The sequence below is a fragment of the Lentzea sp. NPDC059081 genome (assembly GCF_042738015.1).
GTDB lineage: Bacteria > Actinomycetota > Actinomycetes > Mycobacteriales > Pseudonocardiaceae > Lentzea.
On sequence record NZ_JBHYGW010000031.1, the window covers coordinates 50,442 to 68,502 of the forward strand.

Annotated in this window: 17 protein-coding genes and 1 tRNA gene; 12 read left to right on the forward strand and 6 right to left on the reverse strand. The window is 70.1% G+C overall.

Annotated features, from left to right (window positions below; genetic code table 11):
• The first annotated feature begins 3 nt into the window (after positions 1 to 3).
• The 9 genes from ACFWV3_RS39120 (at position 4) to ACFWV3_RS39160 (ending at position 7,536) form a co-directional block, all read left to right on the forward strand.
• A tRNA-Ala gene (locus ACFWV3_RS39120) sits at positions 4 to 76 on the forward strand.
• A 429-nt stretch (positions 77 to 505) separates the two neighbouring features.
• Complete coding sequence (locus ACFWV3_RS39125) at positions 506 to 1,096, forward strand: excalibur calcium-binding domain-containing protein (RefSeq protein ID WP_382418983.1); 591 nt, start codon at positions 506 to 508, stop codon at positions 1,094 to 1,096.
• A gap of 101 nt (positions 1,097 to 1,197) precedes the next feature.
• A complete protein-coding gene (locus ACFWV3_RS39130) occupies positions 1,198 to 1,575 on the forward strand; it encodes a cupin domain-containing protein (protein ID WP_382418984.1) in 378 nt (125 codons plus the stop codon).
• Positions 1,576 to 1,678: 103 nt separating this feature from the next.
• Entirely contained in the window at positions 1,679 to 2,206 is a 528-nt protein-coding gene (locus tag ACFWV3_RS39135; protein WP_382418985.1) for a hypothetical protein, read from the forward strand.
• Between the two features lie 27 nt (positions 2,207 to 2,233).
• On the forward strand, positions 2,234 to 3,061 hold the full coding sequence (locus tag ACFWV3_RS39140; protein WP_382418986.1) for a hypothetical protein: 828 nt from the start codon (positions 2,234 to 2,236) through the stop codon (positions 3,059 to 3,061).
• A 47-nt stretch (positions 3,062 to 3,108) separates the two neighbouring features.
• Positions 3,109 to 3,372, forward strand: a complete 264-nt coding sequence (locus ACFWV3_RS39145; protein ID WP_382418987.1) for a hypothetical protein — start codon at positions 3,109 to 3,111, stop codon at positions 3,370 to 3,372.
• Positions 3,369 to 3,959 (forward strand): putative T7SS-secreted protein, encoded by a 591-nt coding sequence (locus tag ACFWV3_RS39150; RefSeq protein ID WP_382418988.1) that lies wholly within the window; start codon positions 3,369 to 3,371, stop codon positions 3,957 to 3,959. The genes ACFWV3_RS39145 and ACFWV3_RS39150 overlap by 4 nt, the downstream gene beginning before the upstream one ends.
• Positions 3,960 to 4,085: 126 nt before the next feature.
• A complete protein-coding gene (locus ACFWV3_RS39155; protein WP_382418989.1) occupies positions 4,086 to 6,053 on the forward strand; it encodes a protein kinase in 1,968 nt (655 codons plus the stop codon).
• 103 nt (positions 6,054 to 6,156) lie between these two features.
• A complete protein-coding gene (locus ACFWV3_RS39160; protein ID WP_382418990.1) occupies positions 6,157 to 7,536 on the forward strand; it encodes a hypothetical protein in 1,380 nt (459 codons plus the stop codon).
• A 34-nt stretch (positions 7,537 to 7,570) separates the two neighbouring features.
• Here the strand turns inward: ACFWV3_RS39160 and ACFWV3_RS39165 are convergent, their stop codons facing one another.
• The gene (locus ACFWV3_RS39165) at positions 7,571 to 9,673 is read right to left on the reverse strand and encodes an acyltransferase family protein (RefSeq protein WP_382418991.1); all 2,103 of its coding nucleotides are present in this window, start codon (positions 9,671 to 9,673) and stop codon (positions 7,571 to 7,573) included.
• Between the two features lie 288 nt (positions 9,674 to 9,961).
• Entirely contained in the window at positions 9,962 to 10,561 is a 600-nt protein-coding gene (locus ACFWV3_RS39170) for a hypothetical protein (RefSeq protein WP_382418992.1), read from the reverse strand.
• Between the two features lie 64 nt (positions 10,562 to 10,625).
• Between ACFWV3_RS39170 and ACFWV3_RS39175 the strand changes: the two genes are divergently transcribed.
• Both ACFWV3_RS39175 and ACFWV3_RS39180 read left to right on the forward strand, forming a co-directional pair.
• Entirely contained in the window at positions 10,626 to 11,147 is a 522-nt protein-coding gene (locus ACFWV3_RS39175; protein WP_382418993.1) for an RNA polymerase sigma factor, read from the forward strand.
• Positions 11,137 to 11,796 (forward strand): hypothetical protein, encoded by a 660-nt coding sequence (locus ACFWV3_RS39180; protein ID WP_382418994.1) that lies wholly within the window; start codon positions 11,137 to 11,139, stop codon positions 11,794 to 11,796. The genes ACFWV3_RS39175 and ACFWV3_RS39180 overlap by 11 nt, the downstream gene beginning before the upstream one ends.
• On the opposite strand, the gene ACFWV3_RS39185 is transcribed toward ACFWV3_RS39180, so the two are convergent.
• Positions 11,783 to 13,909: an acyltransferase family protein gene (locus tag ACFWV3_RS39185; RefSeq protein ID WP_382418995.1), complete on the reverse strand. Its 2,127-nt coding sequence runs from the start codon at positions 13,907 to 13,909 to the stop codon at positions 11,783 to 11,785. The two genes, ACFWV3_RS39180 and ACFWV3_RS39185, sit on opposite strands and share 14 nt — an antisense overlap.
• A gap of 81 nt (positions 13,910 to 13,990) precedes the next feature.
• Entirely contained in the window at positions 13,991 to 15,529 is a 1,539-nt protein-coding gene (locus tag ACFWV3_RS39190; protein ID WP_382418996.1) for a dolichyl-phosphate-mannose--protein mannosyltransferase, read from the reverse strand.
• Between the two features lie 24 nt (positions 15,530 to 15,553).
• On the opposite strand from ACFWV3_RS39190, the gene rsmI reads away from it, so the two are divergent.
• Positions 15,554 to 16,399, forward strand: coding sequence for a 16S rRNA (cytidine(1402)-2'-O)-methyltransferase (rsmI, locus tag ACFWV3_RS39195; protein ID WP_382418997.1), 846 nt, complete (start codon positions 15,554 to 15,556; stop codon positions 16,397 to 16,399).
• Here rsmI and ACFWV3_RS39200 read toward each other — a convergent pair.
• Both ACFWV3_RS39200 and ACFWV3_RS39205 read right to left on the reverse strand, forming a co-directional pair.
• The gene (locus ACFWV3_RS39200; protein WP_382418998.1) at positions 16,391 to 17,101 is read right to left on the reverse strand and encodes an ABC transporter permease; all 711 of its coding nucleotides are present in this window, start codon (positions 17,099 to 17,101) and stop codon (positions 16,391 to 16,393) included. The genes rsmI and ACFWV3_RS39200 overlap by 9 nt on opposite strands.
• On the reverse strand, positions 17,094 to 18,023 hold the full coding sequence (locus ACFWV3_RS39205; RefSeq protein WP_382418999.1) for an ATP-binding cassette domain-containing protein: 930 nt from the start codon (positions 18,021 to 18,023) through the stop codon (positions 17,094 to 17,096). The genes ACFWV3_RS39200 and ACFWV3_RS39205 overlap by 8 nt, the downstream gene beginning before the upstream one ends.
• Positions 18,024 to 18,061: the final 38 nt, after the last annotated feature.

The following is an 18,061-nucleotide window of genomic DNA, read 5'->3' on the forward strand; positions in this document are numbered from 1 at the left end:
CAAGGGGCTGTAGCACAGTTGGTAGCGCGTCTCGTTCGCATCGAGAAGGTCAGGGGTTCGATTCCCCTCAGCTCCACGCAATAGGTGGCGAGTGCTCGTGGAGAGCACTCGCCATTTTTGCGTTCCGCGTGCCTTCTGGGGGCCGAGCCCTCAGACCCCCAGCCGGCGGGCTCCGCCCCCGGACCCCCGCCGGGGCTCCGCCCTGGACCCGCCGCTCGCCTTCGGCATTGCGGCCTCCCAAGCACTTCGTGCGGGACGTCCCTAGTGGACTTGGTAGTCCGATCGAGTGATGTGGGTAACGAGTTTCTGGCGGTGCTGCGATGTGCTGCTCGTGACCGCACCCGTGCTCTGGCAGCAAATGCCGCAGAACGTTCGCCGTGCCGTGCTCGTGATCTCGGCGGTGTTCCCGCTGGCGATCGTTGCGGGTTGCGGCCAACCGTCTCCAGGGCTGGCGACCTCCGCTGGCTCGGTTTCTTCTTCCACGACAACGACGACGACCACCGCCGTGACCACCACCACGCCGCCGCCGGTGACTGTCGAGTCCGTTGTGGACGGCCGCACCGTGGCCCTGTCGAATGGCACCAAGCTGGTGCTCCAGGGGCTGGCGGCGCCTGGTGAGTGCTGGGCCTCCTCGGCGGTCGAGTTCGCCACGAAGACGTTGGTGGGCAAGCCGGTCAAGGTTGTGGGCGCGCAGCTGCAGTTGGCCGACGGGGCCGACTACGCGGTTCTCGCGGCTGGTCAGGGTGCCGCCCGTGCGGTGGACGGTGCGGCGGCCGCCATCGCGGAGGCTGCGGCTGTCGCCAAGCAGGCGGGGCTCGGGTTCTGGGGTGCGCCGTGCGGCGGACTCGACGTGAAGCCGGCACCGCAACCCGTTGCGCCCCAACCGCAGCCCGCTGTGCCGCAGCCGCGAACCGTTGCGCCGCAACCACAGCCGCAACCCCAGCCGCAACCCCAGCCGCAGCCGGCGCCTGCTCCCGCCGCCTACTACGCGAACTGCGACGCGGCCCGCGCGGCCGGTGCCGCCCCGCTCTACGCGGGACAGCCGGGCTACCGGGCGGCGCTCGACCGCGACAAGGACGGCGTCGCGTGCGAGTGATCTCCCAGCTTGAAACGGGTTCGGGCGAAGGCACCTGATTCCCCACAGGCCCAGGTAGCCTTCCCCGCGTCCCGCAGGCCAGTTGAGAGGCAGCTCACCCGATGACAGAGCCGTTGCCCGACACAGTCACCGTCATCCCGCCGGACGTCCTGGCGCAGATGAGGTCGTTCCCGCTGCACGGTGACGAGCGGCTGCAGAACAAGCTCCTGTGGAAGTCCCCCGGCGGCGACACGATCGTCGGCCTGATCCAGATGGCACCGGGCGCCCGCGACGTCGGGCACAACCACCCCTCGGCGACGCAGCACACGTGGGTCGTCGACGGCAAGGTGACCATCGGGGGCGTCGAGGCGAGCGCGGGGTCGTACGCGTTCGTGCCGCCCGGCGTGGACCACGAGACGGTCGCGGGCGACGAGCCGGTCACGATGTTCTACATCTACCAGCCGTTCGCGCCCGAGCACGACCACGATCACGACCACTGATCCTGAACGGCCACGGGCCTTGACCTACAAGGTCTTCCGCGCTCACCCATCTGTGGGGTGAAGTTCGGCCGGAAGCGCGGTGACCGCAAATAGGTTGTCCCGCATGAGGTCCGTGGTCGCCGCGTTATTACTCGTGGCCGTCACCTCCGGGGGAGCAACGGCGTCGGCCGCCGCACCCGCCGCGAGGTGCGCGGCCGCCCGTCCCGTCGTCTCCGTCGCGGAGACAGCTGTCGAAGCACGCGTTCTCACCGGCTGCACGGCCGGTGAGCTCGGCGTCTTCCGGGCCTCGCTGGAGGCGCGCGTCCACGGCTCCTCCTGCTCCGCGGTCGCCTCCGAGGTCGAGGCGGACCCCGTCTTCCCGCCGCAGTGGGTCCGTGCCCGGCTGGAGGCAGTCTGCGGGCCCGGTGAGGACGGCCTGCTCGGTTCGAAGATCACCGTGCGGACGCGGGAGCACACCCGCGGTCTCGCTGACGAGTTCGAGGACACCAACCCCGCGGCCCGGCACCGGTGGACCGTCGAGTTCGTGGCGGGTCTGGGCGACCTGCCTCCCGCACCCGCCGAGGCGGTGGAGCACTTCGACGGTCCCGGCGGTTCGTGGCTGCGGGCCGACCACGAGGTCTGCGACGGCTGATCGACCGCTTTGGGGCATGATGCGCCGATGCGTCCCGAAGTGTTCGTGGTCTGGGCACATACGAGTCCTGGATGGGACGCCGCGCGCACCAGAGCGTGGCGGGACACCCTGCACCGGTTCGCCGGGCTGCTGCACCGGATCGGCGCGAAGCCCGAGATCGACCTCTACCACCAGCACGAACCCGTCGACTGGTCGACGTTCTGCCTGCAGCACATGGAGGACGCGGACCGGATCGCCGTCGCCGTGTCGCCGGGGTGGGCTCTCGCGTTCAGCGGCCGCAACCCGGACAGCCGCGGGGTGGAGTACGAGCTCAAGCACCTGCGCGGGCTGCTCATGCGGCAGCCGGAGCTGTTCCAGCGCAAGGTGATCGTCGTCGTGCTGCCCGGCGCGAGCCTCGACGACATCCCGCCGTCGCTGCACTGCGTCCCGCACTACGTGGTCGACCCGGACGACCCCGCGTCCGCTGTGGACCTCGAACACCAGCTGTCGAGGCGGCCGATGTACGAGACACCGGTGCCGCGGCTGCGCGAGCTGGCCCGCGCCGGTGACCCCGAGGTCGTCGCCGAGCTGCTCAACACCACCGTCTACCTGCCGGATCCCGGCCGCCCCGGCCTGGTCGCCGCCGACGTCACCGGGCACGAACGCGCGGTGCTCGCGTTCACCGGCCTCGACCGGCTCGTCGCCTACCGCCGTCTCAAGGGCTTCTCGTGGGACGACCGGTGGCTGGAGGTCGAGGGCGCGGAGCTGCTGCCGTTGGTCGCACCGCTCGGCGTCGGGGTCGTGGTCGACGCGGGCGCGGCGCGCGAGGAGATGGTGTTCGTCTCAGCTGCCGACATCCGGGAGCTCATCGGCTGAGGAGCGGATATCGTTCCACACCAAACTTTTCCGCCGGGAGGTGCCGTGTGAACGGGTTCAGCGTCGACCCGGCCGAGGTGCGGGCACTCGCCCGGCCGCTGTCGCAGGCCGCCGAGAGCGTCACCTCCCTCGCCCGCCACCGGGACGGCTGCCCGGACGCCTCCCGCGGCGAGCTGTTCGCCGCACTGGCCCGGTTCCGAGATGCCTCCGACCACGCGACGGCGGAGCTGGTGCGCGACGTTGAAGGCACAGCAGACCGCCTCCTCGACACAGCCCGCCATTACGAACAGGTGGACGTCTTTCCCGCGTGAGCCTCTCCAGCGACTTCCACTCCCTCCTGAGCGTCCAGGAGTGGTTGAAGCGGATGCGCGACGAGTGCGCATCCGTGGCGTTCGCACACGCCAAGGCGACGGCCGGCGGGTGGACCGGCGTCGCGAGCACGAGGTTCGACGAGTACCGCTACCGGGCCAGAAAACGTTGGCTCGACGTGTCGGACGCGTTCGAGATCGCTCATGACGCCGTGGAGACCTACCTCTACACGCACATCGAGGTGAGCAGACTCGTCGAGTACGCCGACCCGGAGCAGGCGGACCGGCTCTGGCGGCAGCTCGCCGAGGAGGAGCACCTCGCGGTGCGTGCGGTGGGCAACGCGACCGACGAGCTGAGACACGTGCGGTCCGAGCTGCGCGATCCCGACCGCACCCCGGAACGGGACTCGCGCAACGGTGTCCTCACGAGACGGGCGGAGGTCGAGCCGGCACCCGCCCCCGTGCCGTCGCGCGCGGAGGACTTCCTGGCGAAGCCGCACGTCGAGACGGTCGTGACGACGCTCGCGATCACCGCGCGCTACCCGCGGTGGCGGAGGTGGTCAACGGAGCAAGGCTCTGCCGCGTTGTAGAGGTGGAGGGCCGTCCAGGACTACGGCGAACGGGTGGGTGCGACGCGGCGATCGGCGAAAGGGTTGCTGTGGCGTCAACCGCAGACCAATCACGCACCGTAGGCTGTCAGGACGCCTAGGCTGGGGGTGATCGCGGAAGGGGTGGTGTGGGTCGTGGGGCTCGCGGAGTCCTTGCTCACGTGGCTGCACGGCTTCGTGGGCGGGAATGTCTGCCCCGGTGACTGGGTGTGGACCACCACGGCGCTCGGTGCGGTGCTCGGGTTGTTCCCCACGGTCGGGGCGCTGCTGTCCATCGCGGTGCGCAGAGTCGTCGGCAACTCCTACGGTCCGGTGACCGGCGGGATCTTCGCCGTGCTCGGCGTCGTGAGCTGCCTGGTGCTGCCGTGGCTGATCATGCGCGGCACCGTGCAGGGACTGGGCAGGCGCACCGTCGCGGGGTCGGGTTCGCTGGACGACCTGACGTGCTTCAACCAGTTCTCGCAGGGGCGCTACCTCGTCGACAACACGCCGTCGATCATCGGCGTGGCCCAGCGGCCCGGTGAGGCTCCCGTCTTCCTGATCGCCGCCGCCGTGACCGTCGTGCTGGCGCTGCTCTGCCTGCTCTTCGTGATGCTGCAGGCCGGCTCCGCGTTCCGGCTCGGGCCGAGCTGGCCGAAGCGGGTGTTCTGGCTGCCGTTCCTGGTGCTCCTCGCAGCGACGTCGGCACTCCCCGTGACCCTGGTGGGCCATGTGCTCCTGGGCTTTCTGCCGATTGCGGTAATCGGCTCAATCGTCGTGCGGATTTTCGGGTTGACTACCGCCATGCTCAACCGCCCCGGCCGCGACCGGTCTGCCGACCGGAACTCGCAGAACCCGCCGCCACCGCAGCCGGTGGCGCGCACACCGCAGCCCCAGCTTCCGCAGAACCCGCAGAAGAAGGCGCCGACGAAGCCCATCAACGCGTCCCAGCACCAGCCCCCGCCGCACCAGCCGTCGCAGCACCAGCCGACCCAGAACCCGCCGCCGTACCAGCCGGCGCAGGTGCCGAAGTACCAGCCGGCACCGATGAACCGGCCGATGCGCCCGGTGAACCAGCCGCCGCCGCAGTACCCGCCGACCCGCGTCGCCCAGCCGCCGCAGCCGTCCCAGCCCGCAGTCCTGGCCGACACGCCGGGCCCGCTGCCGTTCGGTCCTGGCGCCGCGAACGCCGACGCGCCGTCGCCGGTGCAGAAGTCGGGCAAGGTCTGGAACCCGGGCAACGGCAGGTTCCGCCGGGTCCGCCAGCTCGGTTCCGGCGGCTTCGGCACGGTCTGGCTGGCCGTCGACGAGCAGCTCGACCGCACGGTCGCCGTGAAGCTCGCGCACGCCCCGGACAACGAGACCGAGGCCCGCATGCTCCGCGAGGCCCGTGCCCTGGCCGCCGTCCGGCACCCCAACTGCGTGCGGGTGTTCGACATCGTCCAGGACCCGGACGGCCTGGCGCTGGTGATGGAGTACATCGAGGGCGCCTCGCTGTCCGAGACGGTGCTGAAGAACGGCCTGATCGACGACAAGCTGGCCGCCCGCCTGTGGCTGAACATGGCCGACGCACTGGCCGCCGCCCACGACCGGGGCGTCCTGCACCGCGACGTGAAGCCGTCCAACGTGATCGTCGACGGCCAGGGCACCGCGCACCTGATCGACTTCGGCATCGCCCGCTCCAAGGGCGACAGCACGCTGACCGCCACCGGCATGATGGTCGGCACGCCGGACTTCCTGGCCCCCGAGACCGCACGGGGCGACGCGGCCTCCCCGGCGTCCGACTCGTGGCAGCTCGCCGCCACCGTGTCGTACGCCCTGACCGGCCACCCGCCCCGCGGCTCCCGCGAGAACCCCATCTCCTCGCTGATGGCCGCTGCGCAGGGTGAGCCGATCACGAAGCTGCCGCAGAACAGCGCGCACGCCCGGTTGTTGCTGGCGGCGATGGATCCGGAGCCGGGGCGCCGGCCCACGTTGGCCCAGGTGCGGGGGCAGCTGTCGCAGTTCCTGGACCAGCAGGGGATGAGCAAGGAGGGGCCGGTGACGAAGATGATCACCAAGCCCGGGCCTCCTCCTACGCGGCACATGCCCATGTAGGCGAACCGGGTGAACGACCTCGCAGGGCGGTAACGGCCGTCAGGAGTTCCACGACGACGACAGCGTTGTTTCCTGACCGCAAAAGCCGCCATGCGAGGGAACCATGACCGCTGAAGAGAGCTGGCACGCCGCACGCCTGATCCCGACCTCGGGCATCAACGGAGCCGAAGAGCAGGAGCGACGGGCGACATCGGCGCTGCTGGCCGTCATGTCGGCGGTGCGCGAGTTCGGGCGGGCGTTGACCCAGCCGCTGGGAGCGCCCGCTGCCGCCGTGCAGACGTTCATCGAGGTTCCGTTCGAGCTCGACGGGCGCAAGCTCATCCCGGACGGCCTCATCCGCGTGACTCGCGGGCAGAAGTCGTGGACCGCGCTGGTCGAGGTGAAGACCGGGTCCAACGAGCTCCAGGTCGAGCAGCTGGAGAACTACCTCGACATCGCACGCGAGTTCGGGTTCGACGCGGTGGTCACCATCTCGAACGAGATCTCGCCGCTGCCCGGACAGCACCCGACCCCGGTGGACCGGAAGAAGCTCAAGAAGGTCGCGCTGCACCACCTGTCGTGGAGCGAGGTGCTCTGCGAAGCGGTGATGCAGAAGGAACACCGCGGGGTGGCCGACCCCGACCAGGCGTGGATCCTCGGCGAGCTGATCCGGTACCTCGAGCACCCGCGGTCGGGAGCCATGGCGTTCGAGGACATGGGGCAGTCGTGGGTTCCGCTGCGCGACGCGGTGGAGGCCCGCACGCTCCGCGCGACCGACAAGACCGCGCTCGACGTGGTGCTGCGGTTCGAGGCACTGCTGCGCTTCGCCGGGTTGCAGCTCGGGCGGCGCCTCGGCACCGACGTCACGCCGGCGTTGTCCCGCAAGGACATCGCCGAACCGCAGGTCCGGCTGTCCCGGCAGGTCGCGCAGCTGGTGGCGGACGGGAAGCTGACCGGGGGAATCCGGATTCCCGACACCGTCGGGACGTTGCACGTCATCGCCGACCTGCGGGCGGGCCGGGTGATCTGCGGGGTCGACGTGGAAGGTCCCAAGGAGGGCCGTCCAGCGACGCGGATCAACTGGCTGGTCCGGCAGCTGAAGAACGCTCCCGACTCCGTGCGCCTGGAGGCTTTCGTCGCGCACGGGCGAGGCGCAGGCGCCTCCGAGCTGCTGGGCACCGTGCGGGCCAACCCCGCGGTGCTCATCGCCGACCCGCAGAAGGAGATCCGCGGGTTCCGGGTCGAGATCTCGGTGCCGATGGGGTCGAAGCGCGGTACCGGGCGCAACTCGTTCATCGACTCGGTGCTGACCGCGGTGTCGTCGTTCTACGAGGAGATCGTGCAGAACCTCAAGCCGTGGGCCGCCACACCACCGAAGATCAGGGCCGAGGCCGCGTTCGTGCCGCCCGCCGACGTTCCCGTGGCGCTGGTGTCGACCGCTCCCTCGTCGCAGGACGGGCCCGAGCCGCAGACAGCGGTGGCCGCCGTTCCGGTCGAAGCGTGAAACGGGGTGAGGCCCCTGCCGGGGCCTCACCCGCTCAGTCCAGCGCCTTCGCGATCACCGGCGCCAAGCTCCTGCTGTACTCCCCGTTCACGTGGTCCGGGTCGAAGTACACGACCACGTTCCCGATCACCGAGTAGCACTGCGCGTCGTCGCAGAAGTACTCGCTCAGGTCGACCAACGACACCCCGGGCACCTTCGTCGTCCGCGCGACCTCCACCAGCGGGTCGACCGGATGGGCGACGGAACGCGGCACCGCGCACGCCTGCGGGTTCGTCGGGTTCAGGGTCACGCAGTCCGGATTGCGCACGTCGCCGTTGTACGGCGGGTCGGCCAGGACGTAGACCCGTGCGCCCGCGTCGGTCCACTTGCGCCAGCGGGGTTCCAGGCCCGCGCGGTAGCGGTCGGTCTGGTTGCCGCCGGCCACGACCTCCTTGCGGGCGAAGAACGACGTCAGCACCTTCGACGGTCGGTCGTCCGCGATCACGTCGGTCATGCGCCGCGTCCAGGTCGAGCAGCGGTCCACGTCCTTGGCCGCCGGGATGTTGCCGCGGAACTCGACCACCCTCACGTCGGCGAACGGGCAGCCGCCCAGGTACGCGAGCTTGAGGTGCCACTTGCGTTCACGAGCCACCTCGAAGAGCGCGGACTGCCACTGCTGTGCGTGCGAGTCGCCCACCAGCCAGACCTTCTCGGCCGACGGGGAGCCGCCGGAGAAGTCGCAGATCGTCGTCGTGTGCTTGTCGTCGGCGTTGTAGTCCTGGATCTGCCTGCACTCCGGAGCCGTGCGCCAGTACTCGTTGGCCGGGCCCATGGCGGTCACGCGGGCCGGGCCGAACGGGGTCGGGCAGCCGTTCACGCCGATCATGGCCCCGGCGCCGTTGCACGGGCTGCTCAGGCCGGCGGCCACGTCGCGTTCGGCCTGGGCCACGTGGCGGTCGTAGGTCCACTGCAGGCCCGTCGCGAGCACGGCGACGACGGCGATGCCGGCCACCATGCCCGCGAACGTCAGGCCGCTGCTGCGGGTCAGCGGGCCCCACGACATGCCGCGGTCCTCGACGACCACCTTGGACAGCCAGGCGAGTGCCAGCGAGAACGCGACCAGGCCGAGCAGCCACGGCGTGCTGAGCTCGCCCTTGTCCAGCAGGCCGCTCAGCGCGAACGGCGCGAGCAGCACCACCGGCCAGTGCCACAGGTACAACGAGTAGCTCACGTCGCCGACGAACTGGACCGGGCGGGACGCGGTGACGGCCGTGTGCCACTGGCGGCCGGGGCGCATGCCCGAGACGATCACCAGGCCGGTGCCGACAGCCGGGACCAGGGCGAGGTAGCCGGGGAACGGCGTGTGGTGGTCGTAGACGAACGCCGTCGTGAGGATCATCGCCAGACCGGCGAACGCGGCGAGCTCCGCCGCCACCCGCGGCAGCGCCAGTCGCGAGGCGGCCAGGGCGACGCCCGCGCCGATCGCGAACTCCCACACGCGGACCGGCGTGATGAAGTACGCCGCGCTCGGCGAGACGGTCGTGTAGTAGACGCTCAGGCCCAGGGACACCGCGCCGAGCACGAGGACGCCCGCGACCACCCAGCGGCGCCGGCCGATCTTGAACATGCCCATCAGCAGCAGCGGCCAGAACAGGTAGAACTGCTCCTCCACCGACAGCGACCAGTAGTGCTGCACGAGGCTCGCGGCCTCGTTCTGCGCCGAGTAGTTCACCGACTTGCCCGCGAGCAGCCAGTTCTCCCAGTAGGACGCGGCGGCGAACGACTCCCAGGCGTTCGCCGTCCAGCGCGGGTACGGGAGCAGGAAGTACGCCAGGACGACGCTGACGACGAGGACCAGGAACGCCGCGGGCAGCAGTCGCCGGACGCGCCGCGCGTAGAACTTGCCCAGCCGCACCCTGCCGGTGCGGACGATCTCGCGGTCGAGGTGCGAGGTGATCAGGAAGCCCGAGATGACGAAGAAGACGTCGACACCGATGTAGCCGCCGGTCAGCGCGTCCGGCCAGAAGTGGTTGACCACGACGGCGAGCACGGCGATCGCCCGCAGGGCCTGGATGTCGGTGCGGAACCCCGGCGCCTTCGGCTTGTCGTCCGGTCTTCGGCTGTCGTGCTCCGGGCGTGACTCGACAGTGGTGCTCATACCGCGCTGATCTCCCCAGGTCAGAACCCCGCACGACGACCCCGAGCACGGCAGTACGTCGTTCGAGGGTCACTCGATTGGGTTGGCGAGCGGCGATGCTAACCCATCACCCCTGGTGAGAGCACATCCGCGGTTACTGCTTAGGCGAACCGGGTGAACGTTGTACCGGTCCGTAACAGTGGTTCACCGTTCAACGACCTAAGCCGTGGTCCACTCGGAAGGCTTCGGCATCTCACGCGGATGCCCTGCGAAGAGTGGTGAGGCGGTTTCCGCCGATCGCCTCACCACTCACCTCCGCGCAGCCGGCCGCAACCGCTTGCGCAGGACCAGGAACACCCCCGCCGCACCCACGACGACCAGCCCGACGACCCACACCGGCACGGGCTCGGACGCCGGGGTCACCGGCTGCGTCACGGCCGCGGGCTCAGGAGCGCTCACCGGCTTCCCCACGGGCGGCGCGATCTCACCCCACGGCGACGGTTCGGTGGCTCTCGGCATGACGAGCTGCGGGTCCACGGGCTTCACCTGCAACGTTCCCGGCACGGTCAGCGTCCCGATCGCGTGGTCGGGGAACATGCCCTGCACCCCGAAGACCTCGTACACCCCCTCCGGCAACGCGAACGTCACCGCGTAGTGCGCGGGCTCGCCCAGCGGCACGCCGGTGAACACGCGCTCGGAGGACCCGGACCGGAACCGCAGCCCGGTCTTGCCGAGGTCGTCCCCGGTGTACGGGTGGGTGCCGTGCTGCAGCACCCAAAACCCGACGGTGTTCGTGACGGACGGCTGGACCGACGGCACGGGGTCCACGTACGTGACCGCCCAGGCACCCGCGTGGGCGGACGGCGCACCGATCAGCAGGAACGCGCACATCAACGCGAAAATCCTCATGCACCGGTTACACCGGGAACCGACCCGGGGTTCCCGGTGTAGGAAAGGCATCACGGACGACGCGGTGGCACGGGCGATCGCAGGTGACCAGGCGGCCTACGGCGAGCTGGTCGCCCGCCACACCGCGCTCGCGCACCGGACCGCCTACCTGCTCGGCGCCGGTGCGGACGCCGGTGACGTGGTGCAGGAGGCGTTCGTGAAGGCCTACCGCAAGCTCGGCACGTTCAAGCAGGGCGCCGACTTCAGGCCGTGGCTGCTCAAGATCGTCGCCAACGAGACCAAGAACCTCCACCGCAGCCGCCGGCGCCGCAACCTGATGGAACTGAGGATCGCCTCCATCACCGAGACCGTCGACCACGACGATCCGGGCACGCTCGTCGACGACTCCCGGGCGAAGCTCCTGCAGGCGCTGAAGAACCTCTCCGACCACGACCGCCAGGTCGTCACGTGCCGGTACCTGCTCGACCTGAGCGAGGCCGAGACCGCGCAGACCCTCGGCCTCGCCAGGGGAACCGTGAAGTCGCGGCTGTCCCGCGCGCTCGCCAAGCTGCGCCCGATGCTGGAGGAGGTGGCCCGTGATCGATGACCCGCTGGAGGCCGCCCTCCGCGACCTCGGCCGGCAGGTCCACGTGCCGGAACCGCCGGCCGTGACCGCACAGGTCCTCACGAGGATCAACGCCCCGCGCAAGCGAAACCGGTGGCTCACGACGGTGATCGCCGCCGTCACGGCGTTCGCCGTCGCCTTCGCCGTGTCCCCGGCGGTGCGGGCGGGCGTGCAGAGCCTGCTGGAGTTCGCAGGGGTCGAGTTCCGCACGGAGGCACCCGCGAGCACCGCGCCTCCGCTGCCCAGCCAGGAGGTCTCGCTCGACGACGCCCGCGAGCAGATGCCGTTCGAGATCCACCTCCCGGCGAAGCTCGGCACTCCCGACAGGATCACCGTCCACGAAGGACGGTTCGTCAGCCTGCACTACGGCGACCTCACGCTCGACCAGTTCGACGGCACGATCTCCTCGACGATCGGCAAGCTCGTCCACGGCGAGGGCGTCGAGCAGTTCGGCGACAAGGTCTGGATCCCGCAGCCGCACGAGTTCTTCTACATCGACCGGAACGGCGCCTGGCACACCGAGCAGCCGACGAAGGCGGCGCAAACCCTGCTCTGGCAACGGGACCAGGTCACGATGAGGCTCGAGGGCCCGCTCACCAGGGAGAGGGCGCTGGAGATCAGCGGGAGCTGAGCGCCTTCTCCACCATCGGCGTCAACGTGCGGCTGTACTCGCTGTTGACGTGGTCGCCGTCGTAGTAGACCGCCACGTTGCCGATCACGCCGTAGCAGAGCCTGTCGTCGCAGAAGTAGTTTGTCAGGTCGATCACCGACACGCGCGGGTTGCTCGACGACCTCGCGACCTCGCCCAGCGGCTCCGGCGGCTGGGCCCGCTCACGGGGAATCGCGCACGTCTTCGGGTTCGTCCGGTTCAGCAGCACGCAGCTGGTCGACCGGACGTCGCGGTTGTAGGGCGGGTCCGCGAACACGAACACCTGCGTGCCGGTCGCCGTCCACGCCGCCCACCACGGCTCGATGCCCTCGCGGTACTGCTCGGTCTGGCTGCGGCCGCTGCCGTCGTCCACGAACTCCTGGCGCGAGAAGAACGACATCAGCACCATCGCCGGCTTGTCGTTGGTGATCGCCGGGAACATCTGCGCCGTCCAGTCGCGGCAGCGCTGGATGTCGCGCGGGCCCGCGGCGCTGCGGTAGCCGGTGAACTGGACGTCCGCGAACGGGCACCCGCCCAGGATGCCGATCTTGAGCAGCCACTTCTCCTTGCGCGCCACCTCGAACACCGGCGTCTGCCACTGCTCGGCGTGCGAGTCGCCCAGCAGCCACACGGTCTTGGTCGGCTCGCCGTCACCGCTGAAGTCGCACACCTTCACCGTCGACTTGTTGTCGACCTTGAAGTAGTCGGTCTCCTCGCACTCCCGCGCGAGCCGCCAGTACTCGTTCGCGGGGCCCATCTCCGGGACGCGGGCGGGACCGAACGGGTCGGGGCAGCCGTTGGCGGCGATCAGCGCGCCGGCACCGTGGCAGGCGTCGCCCTTGCCGGCCTGGACGTTCTGCTCGGCGTCCGCGACCCGCTGGTAGTAGCTGGACTGCAGGCCACCCGCGAGGATCTCCACGGCGAGCAGCCCGGCGATCATCGCGCCGAACGTCAGCTTCGTGTTGCGCACCAGCGGCGGGAACGTGCGGGCGCGGTCCTCGACCAGCACCTTCGTCAGCCACGCCAGCGCGAACGACAGCGCCAGCAGCCACAGCAGCCACGCCGTCGTGAGCTCGCCCTGCTCCAGCGCGTCCCCCAGCGCGAACGGAGCCAGGATCACGATCGGCCAGTGCCACAGGTACAGCGAGTAGCTGATGTTGCCCAGGAACTGCACGGGCTGCGACGCCGTGACGGGCGTGTGCCACTGCGGTCCCGGCCGCAGCCCGGCCGCGATCACCAGCGCTGTGCCGATCGTCGGCGTCAACGCGAGCGAGCCGGGGAACGGCGAGGTGTGGTCGTAGACGAACGCCGGCACGAGGATCATCGCGAAGCCGAGGCCCGACGCCACCTCGGCGGCGATGCGCGGCAGCACCAGCTTCGACGCCGTCAGCGCGACGAACGCCCCCAGCGCGAACTCCCACACCCTGGCGAAGGTGTTGAAGTAGGCCTCGTTGGGGGACAGGGCCGTGTAGACGACGCTGAAGACCAGCGAGAGCACACCGAGGCCCGCGACGCCGGGTACGAGCCAGCGCCGGTTGCCGCCCAGCATGACCAGGCTGACCAGCAGCAGCGGCCAGAGCAGGTAGAACTGCTCCTCCACCGACAGCGACCAGTAGTGCTGGACGACGCTCGCGGCCTCGTTCTGCGCCGAGTAGTTCACCGACTTCGCCGCCAGGAGCCAGTTCTCCCAGTAGAAGGCGGAGGCGAAGGTCTCCCAGGCCGTCGAGGTCCAGCGCGGGTACGGCAGCAGCGCGCCCGCGACCAGGACCGTGATGGCCAGCACGAGCAGCGCCGCCGGCAGCAGTCGCCGGATGCGGCGCGCGTAGAACGTGCCGAACCGGACGCGGCCGGTGCGGGCGATCTCGCGGCCCAGGTGCGAGGTGATCAGGTAGCCGGAGATGACGAAGAAGACGTCGACGCCGATGTAGCCACCGGTCAGCGCGCCGGGCCAGAAGTGGTTGACGACGACGGCGAGCACGGCGATCGCGCGCAGGGCCTGGACATCGGTGCGGAATCCGGGCGATGCGGGCGTCCGGGTGCTCGCGCCCAACAGCTTTCTGGCCTGCGCGACGCGTGCCTGGACGGTAGTGCTCATGCCTCGCCGAATCCCCCTGTCAGCCCAAGGGGATCGTAACTCAGCGAGGCGGCGCGGGGGCCCGAAGCGGTGAGGCGAGGGTCACCGCCAGCTGGGCAGCCAGAGCTGCTGCTGCCACATCTCCGGGGTGATCGGGTTGCCGTTGAGGATCGGCCACAGCCACACGAAGTTCGCGACCACGATGCCGACGTACAGCGCCACGACCAGCAGACCGGTGCCGCGGCGTTCGGACCCGGCGGACTTGCGGCCGAGGATCTCGCCCATCGCCAGCACGATCAGCAGCACCAGGAACGGCGCCATCGGCGTGACGTAGAAGAAGTACATCTGCCGGTCGAGGTTCAGGAACCACGGCAGCAGCCCGGCCGCGTAGCCGACCAGGACGGCGGCGTAGCGCCAGTCCATCCTGCCGACGGTGCGGTAGATCGCCCAGCCGATGACCGGGAACGCGAGCCACCACATCGCGGGCGTGCCGATGAGCATGATCGCGCCGAGGCACGACGCCGCGCCGCAGCCCGTGACGGAGTTGTCGTAGTAGTAGAGCATCGGACGCAGGCCCATCGGCCACGTCCACGGCTTCGACTCCCACGGGTGCCGGTTGGTCTCCGACGTGACCAGCTCGACGTGGAACTTGTAGACGTTCTTGGCGTTGTACCAGAGCGACTGCAGGACGTCCGGGATGTACGAGATGTCCTTGACCTTGCCGCCGACGACGTGCCGGTCGATGCCGGTCTCGCTGGCCATCCACGGGAACCACGTCGCGACGTAGACCAGCACGGGGATCACGACCAGGCCGCCCAGCGACGGCAGCACGTCCTTCGCGAGGGCGCCGAGCCACGGCTCCTCGACCCCGGCCGCCCGTCGCGCCAGCGCGCTCCAGAGCACCGTCAGCAGGCCGAACGCGGCGATGTACCAGATGCCCGACCACTTGATGCCGCACGCGGCGCCGAGCATCACGCCCGCGCCGAAGCGCCACCAGCGGAAGCCGATCCACGGGCCGAACGCCGAGTTGTTGATGAACCCCTCGCGGACGGCGACCGCGAGTCGTTCTCGCATCTGTTCGCGGTCGACGACGAGACAGCCGAAGGCGGCGACGACGAACAGTGCCAGGAAGATGTCGAGCATGCCCATCCGCGACTGGACGTGCGAGACGCCGTCCGCGATGAGCAGGACACCGGCGAGCGCGCCCAGCATGTCGGACCGGGTCAGGCGGCGGGCGATCCGGACGATCAGCAGGATCGTGATCGTGCCCGCGAGCGCCGACGCGAACCGCCAGCCGATGCCGTCGTAGCCGAAGAGGTCCTGGCCGACCGCCATCAGCTGCTTGGCGAGCGGCGGGTGGACGATCAGCTCGTAGCCCGGGTTGTCCTCGTAGCCGCCGTTGCGCAGCACCTGTGCCGACTGCGGCACGTAGTGCTTCTCGTCGAAGATCGGCGTGCCCTTGTCGGTGGGGTAGCCGAGGCTCCAGAACCGGACGAAGGCACCGACGAGCGTCACGGCGATGGTGACGAGCCAGCCGCGCAGGCGGTCTCCGGACGGCGGCGGGTCGAGTGTCGCGGCACGATCCGTGCGCGGCTCCTCGACGACGACGGGCGCCTCTCCTGGCTGCACGAGGACTGTCACGCCGCCGATCGTAGGGTGAAGCTTGTGAGTCCTGTATCCGGTTCAGGCCGTCTGGTTCTGGCAGCCACCCCGCTCGGCGACATCCGCGACGCCTCCGCGCGCCTGATCGAGGCGTTGGAGACCGCCGACGTGATCGCCGCGGAGGACACCCGCCGGCTCCACGGCCTGGCCGCCGCGTTGCAGGTCAAGCCCACTGGCAGGGTGATCAGCTTCTACGACCAGAACGAGGTCGGGCGCCTTCCGGGGCTGCTGGAGTCGCTCCGCAACGGGGAGACCGTGCTGCTCGTGACGGACGCCGGGATGCCCTCGGTGTCCGATCCCGGATATCGGCTCGTCGCCGCGTGTGTCGAGCAGGACCTGACGGTCACGTGCCTGCCGGGGCCGTCCGCCGTGACGACCGCGCTCGCCCTGTCCGGCCTGCCGAGCGACCGGTTCGCGTTCGACGGCTTCCCGCCGCGCAAGTCCGGTGAGCGCAAGCGCTGGTTCGCACCACTCGCCACGGAACAACGCACTGTCGTCTTCTTCGAGGCACCCCACCGGCTCGCGGCGACCCTCGCGGACGCGGTCGAGGTGCTCGGACCGGACCGGAGTGCGGCCGTGTGCCGTGAGTTGACGAAGAAGTACGAAGAGGTCGTGCGCGGGACGTTGGGCGAGCTCGCCGAGTGGGCCGTGGAAGGCGCACGCGGCGAGATCACCGTGGTGCTCGGGCCGGCGCCTGTCGAGGAGAAGCCCGACCTCGACAAGCTCGTCGCCGAGGTGAAGCAGCGGGTCGCCGACGGGGAGCGGATGAAGTCGGCCGCCGCCGAGGTCGCGGAGGCGGCCGGGGTCAGCAAGAAGACGCTCTACGACGCCGCGGTCAGGTCAAGCTGACTCCTCGTGGAAGGTGCGGACGCCGTAGACCACGCCGACCAGCACCAACGCCACCGCTGCGACCAGCCCGAACAGCACCGAGCCGGTGTTGAAGATCGACCGCTCGGCGTCGACGACGTGCGCCAGCGGGTTGACCCGGGAGAGCCAGTAGAGCCACCTCGGGCCGTTCGACATCGGCAGCAGCACGCCCGACAGCAGCATCACCGGCACGATCGTCGCCGACAGCACCGACGCGAAGACGTACTCCAGCTTCACCTTCAACGCGATCGCGTACGACAGCGCGCCGATGGCGACGCCCAGCAACGCCACCAGCCCGAGCCCGAGCAGGACCTCGCCGGCCGACGCGCGGAACCCGAACAGCGTCGCCGCGAGCACGATCAACGCGCCCTGCACGACCAGCAGCACGACGTCCTTGCCGACCCTGCCGACGAGCAGCGCGACCCGGCTGACCGGCGTGACCCGCAGCCGTTCCATCACGCCCGTCCGCACCTCGGGCAGCAGCGAGAAGCCCGCGTAGGCGGTGCCGAACAACGCCATCTGCACCAGCAGGCCGGGCACGAACCACTGCCAGCCGGTGTCGCCGAGCAGCGGTCCGAAGAGCCCGAGGTAGAGCAACGGCTGGGCGAGCCCGAACACGACGGCGACCGGTGACCGCAGCACCGGCAGCATCACCCGCCAGAACACGAGCCAGGTGTCACGCATTGCTGTCCTCCCGCAGGGAACGGCCGGTCATGGTCAGGAACACGTCGTCGAGCGTCGGCCGGTGCACCTGGACGGAGTGCAGCTCGACGCCGATGTTGTCGAGGTCGCGCAGCAGTCCCGGCAACGCGCGGTCGCCGTTCGGGACGCGGAAGCTGACCTTCTCGCCGTCCACGACCGCGTCCTCGAACTTCTCCGACACCAGCGCCGCCTGCGGGGTGCCGAGCACGACGAGGTCGCCGGACACGCTGTTCTTCAGCTCGTCCGGTGAGCCCTCGCCGACGATCGCGCCGTGGTCGATCACCAGCAGCCGGTCGCTGAGGAAGTCGGCCTCGTCGAGGTAGTGCGTGGTCAGGAAGACCGTGGTGCCGTCGGCCCGCAGCTGCTTGATGTGGTCCCACAGGTTGCGGCGGCTCTGCGGGTCGAGCGCGGTGGACGGCTCGTCGAGGAACAGCAGCCGCGGGTCGTGCAGCAGGCCCATCGCGATGTCGAGCCGGCGTTGCTGGCCGCCCGAGAGCGTGATGATGCCGCGCTTCTCGAGGCCGGTCAGCTCGAGCCGGTCGAGCAGGTCGGCGACCTTCCTGCGGGCGTCGTGCTTCGACAGGCCGTAGAAGCGGGCCTGGAACTCCAGCTCCTCGGCGACGCGCTGCTCAGGGCTGCCGCCGTTCTTCTGCCCGACGTAGCCGATGTTGCGCCGGACGCCCGCCGGGTCGGTGAGCAGGTCGTGCCCGGCGATGACCGCCGTGCCCGCCGTCGGCCGCAGCAGCGTGGTGAGCATGCGCAGCGTCGTGGACTTGCCCGCGCCGTTCGGCCCGAGGAACCCGACGAGCTCGCCCTCGGCGACGTCGATGTCCACGCCGCGCACGGCGTCCACGGGACCGGCCTTGGTCGCGAACCGGCGCGCGAGGCCGCGTGCCTTGATCATCGTTGAACCCCCTCTAGTCAAGTTTGACCAGAGGCTAG

Excerpts from the sequence above, each read along its gene's own strand:
- ACFWV3_RS39130 (WP_382418984.1), top strand. The coding sequence starts at position 1,198 with ATGACAGAGCCGTTGCCCGACACAGTCACCGTCATCCCGCCGGACGTC.
- ACFWV3_RS39135 (WP_382418985.1), top strand. The coding sequence starts at position 1,679 with ATGAGGTCCGTGGTCGCCGCGTTATTACTCGTGGCCGTCACCTCCGGG.
- ACFWV3_RS39140 (WP_382418986.1), top strand. The coding sequence starts at position 2,234 with ATGCGTCCCGAAGTGTTCGTGGTCTGGGCACATACGAGTCCTGGATGG.
- ACFWV3_RS39160 (WP_382418990.1), top strand. The coding sequence starts at position 6,157 with ATGACCGCTGAAGAGAGCTGGCACGCCGCACGCCTGATCCCGACCTCG.
- ACFWV3_RS39165 (WP_382418991.1), bottom strand. The coding sequence starts at position 9,673 with ATGAGCACCACTGTCGAGTCACGCCCGGAGCACGACAGCCGAAGACCG.
- ACFWV3_RS39170 (WP_382418992.1), bottom strand. The coding sequence starts at position 10,561 with ATGAGGATTTTCGCGTTGATGTGCGCGTTCCTGCTGATCGGTGCGCCG.
- ACFWV3_RS39185 (WP_382418995.1), bottom strand. The coding sequence starts at position 13,909 with ATGAGCACTACCGTCCAGGCACGCGTCGCGCAGGCCAGAAAGCTGTTG.
- ACFWV3_RS39200 (WP_382418998.1), bottom strand. The coding sequence starts at position 17,101 with ATGCGTGACACCTGGCTCGTGTTCTGGCGGGTGATGCTGCCGGTGCTG.
- ACFWV3_RS39205 (WP_382418999.1), bottom strand. The coding sequence starts at position 18,023 with ATGATCAAGGCACGCGGCCTCGCGCGCCGGTTCGCGACCAAGGCCGGT.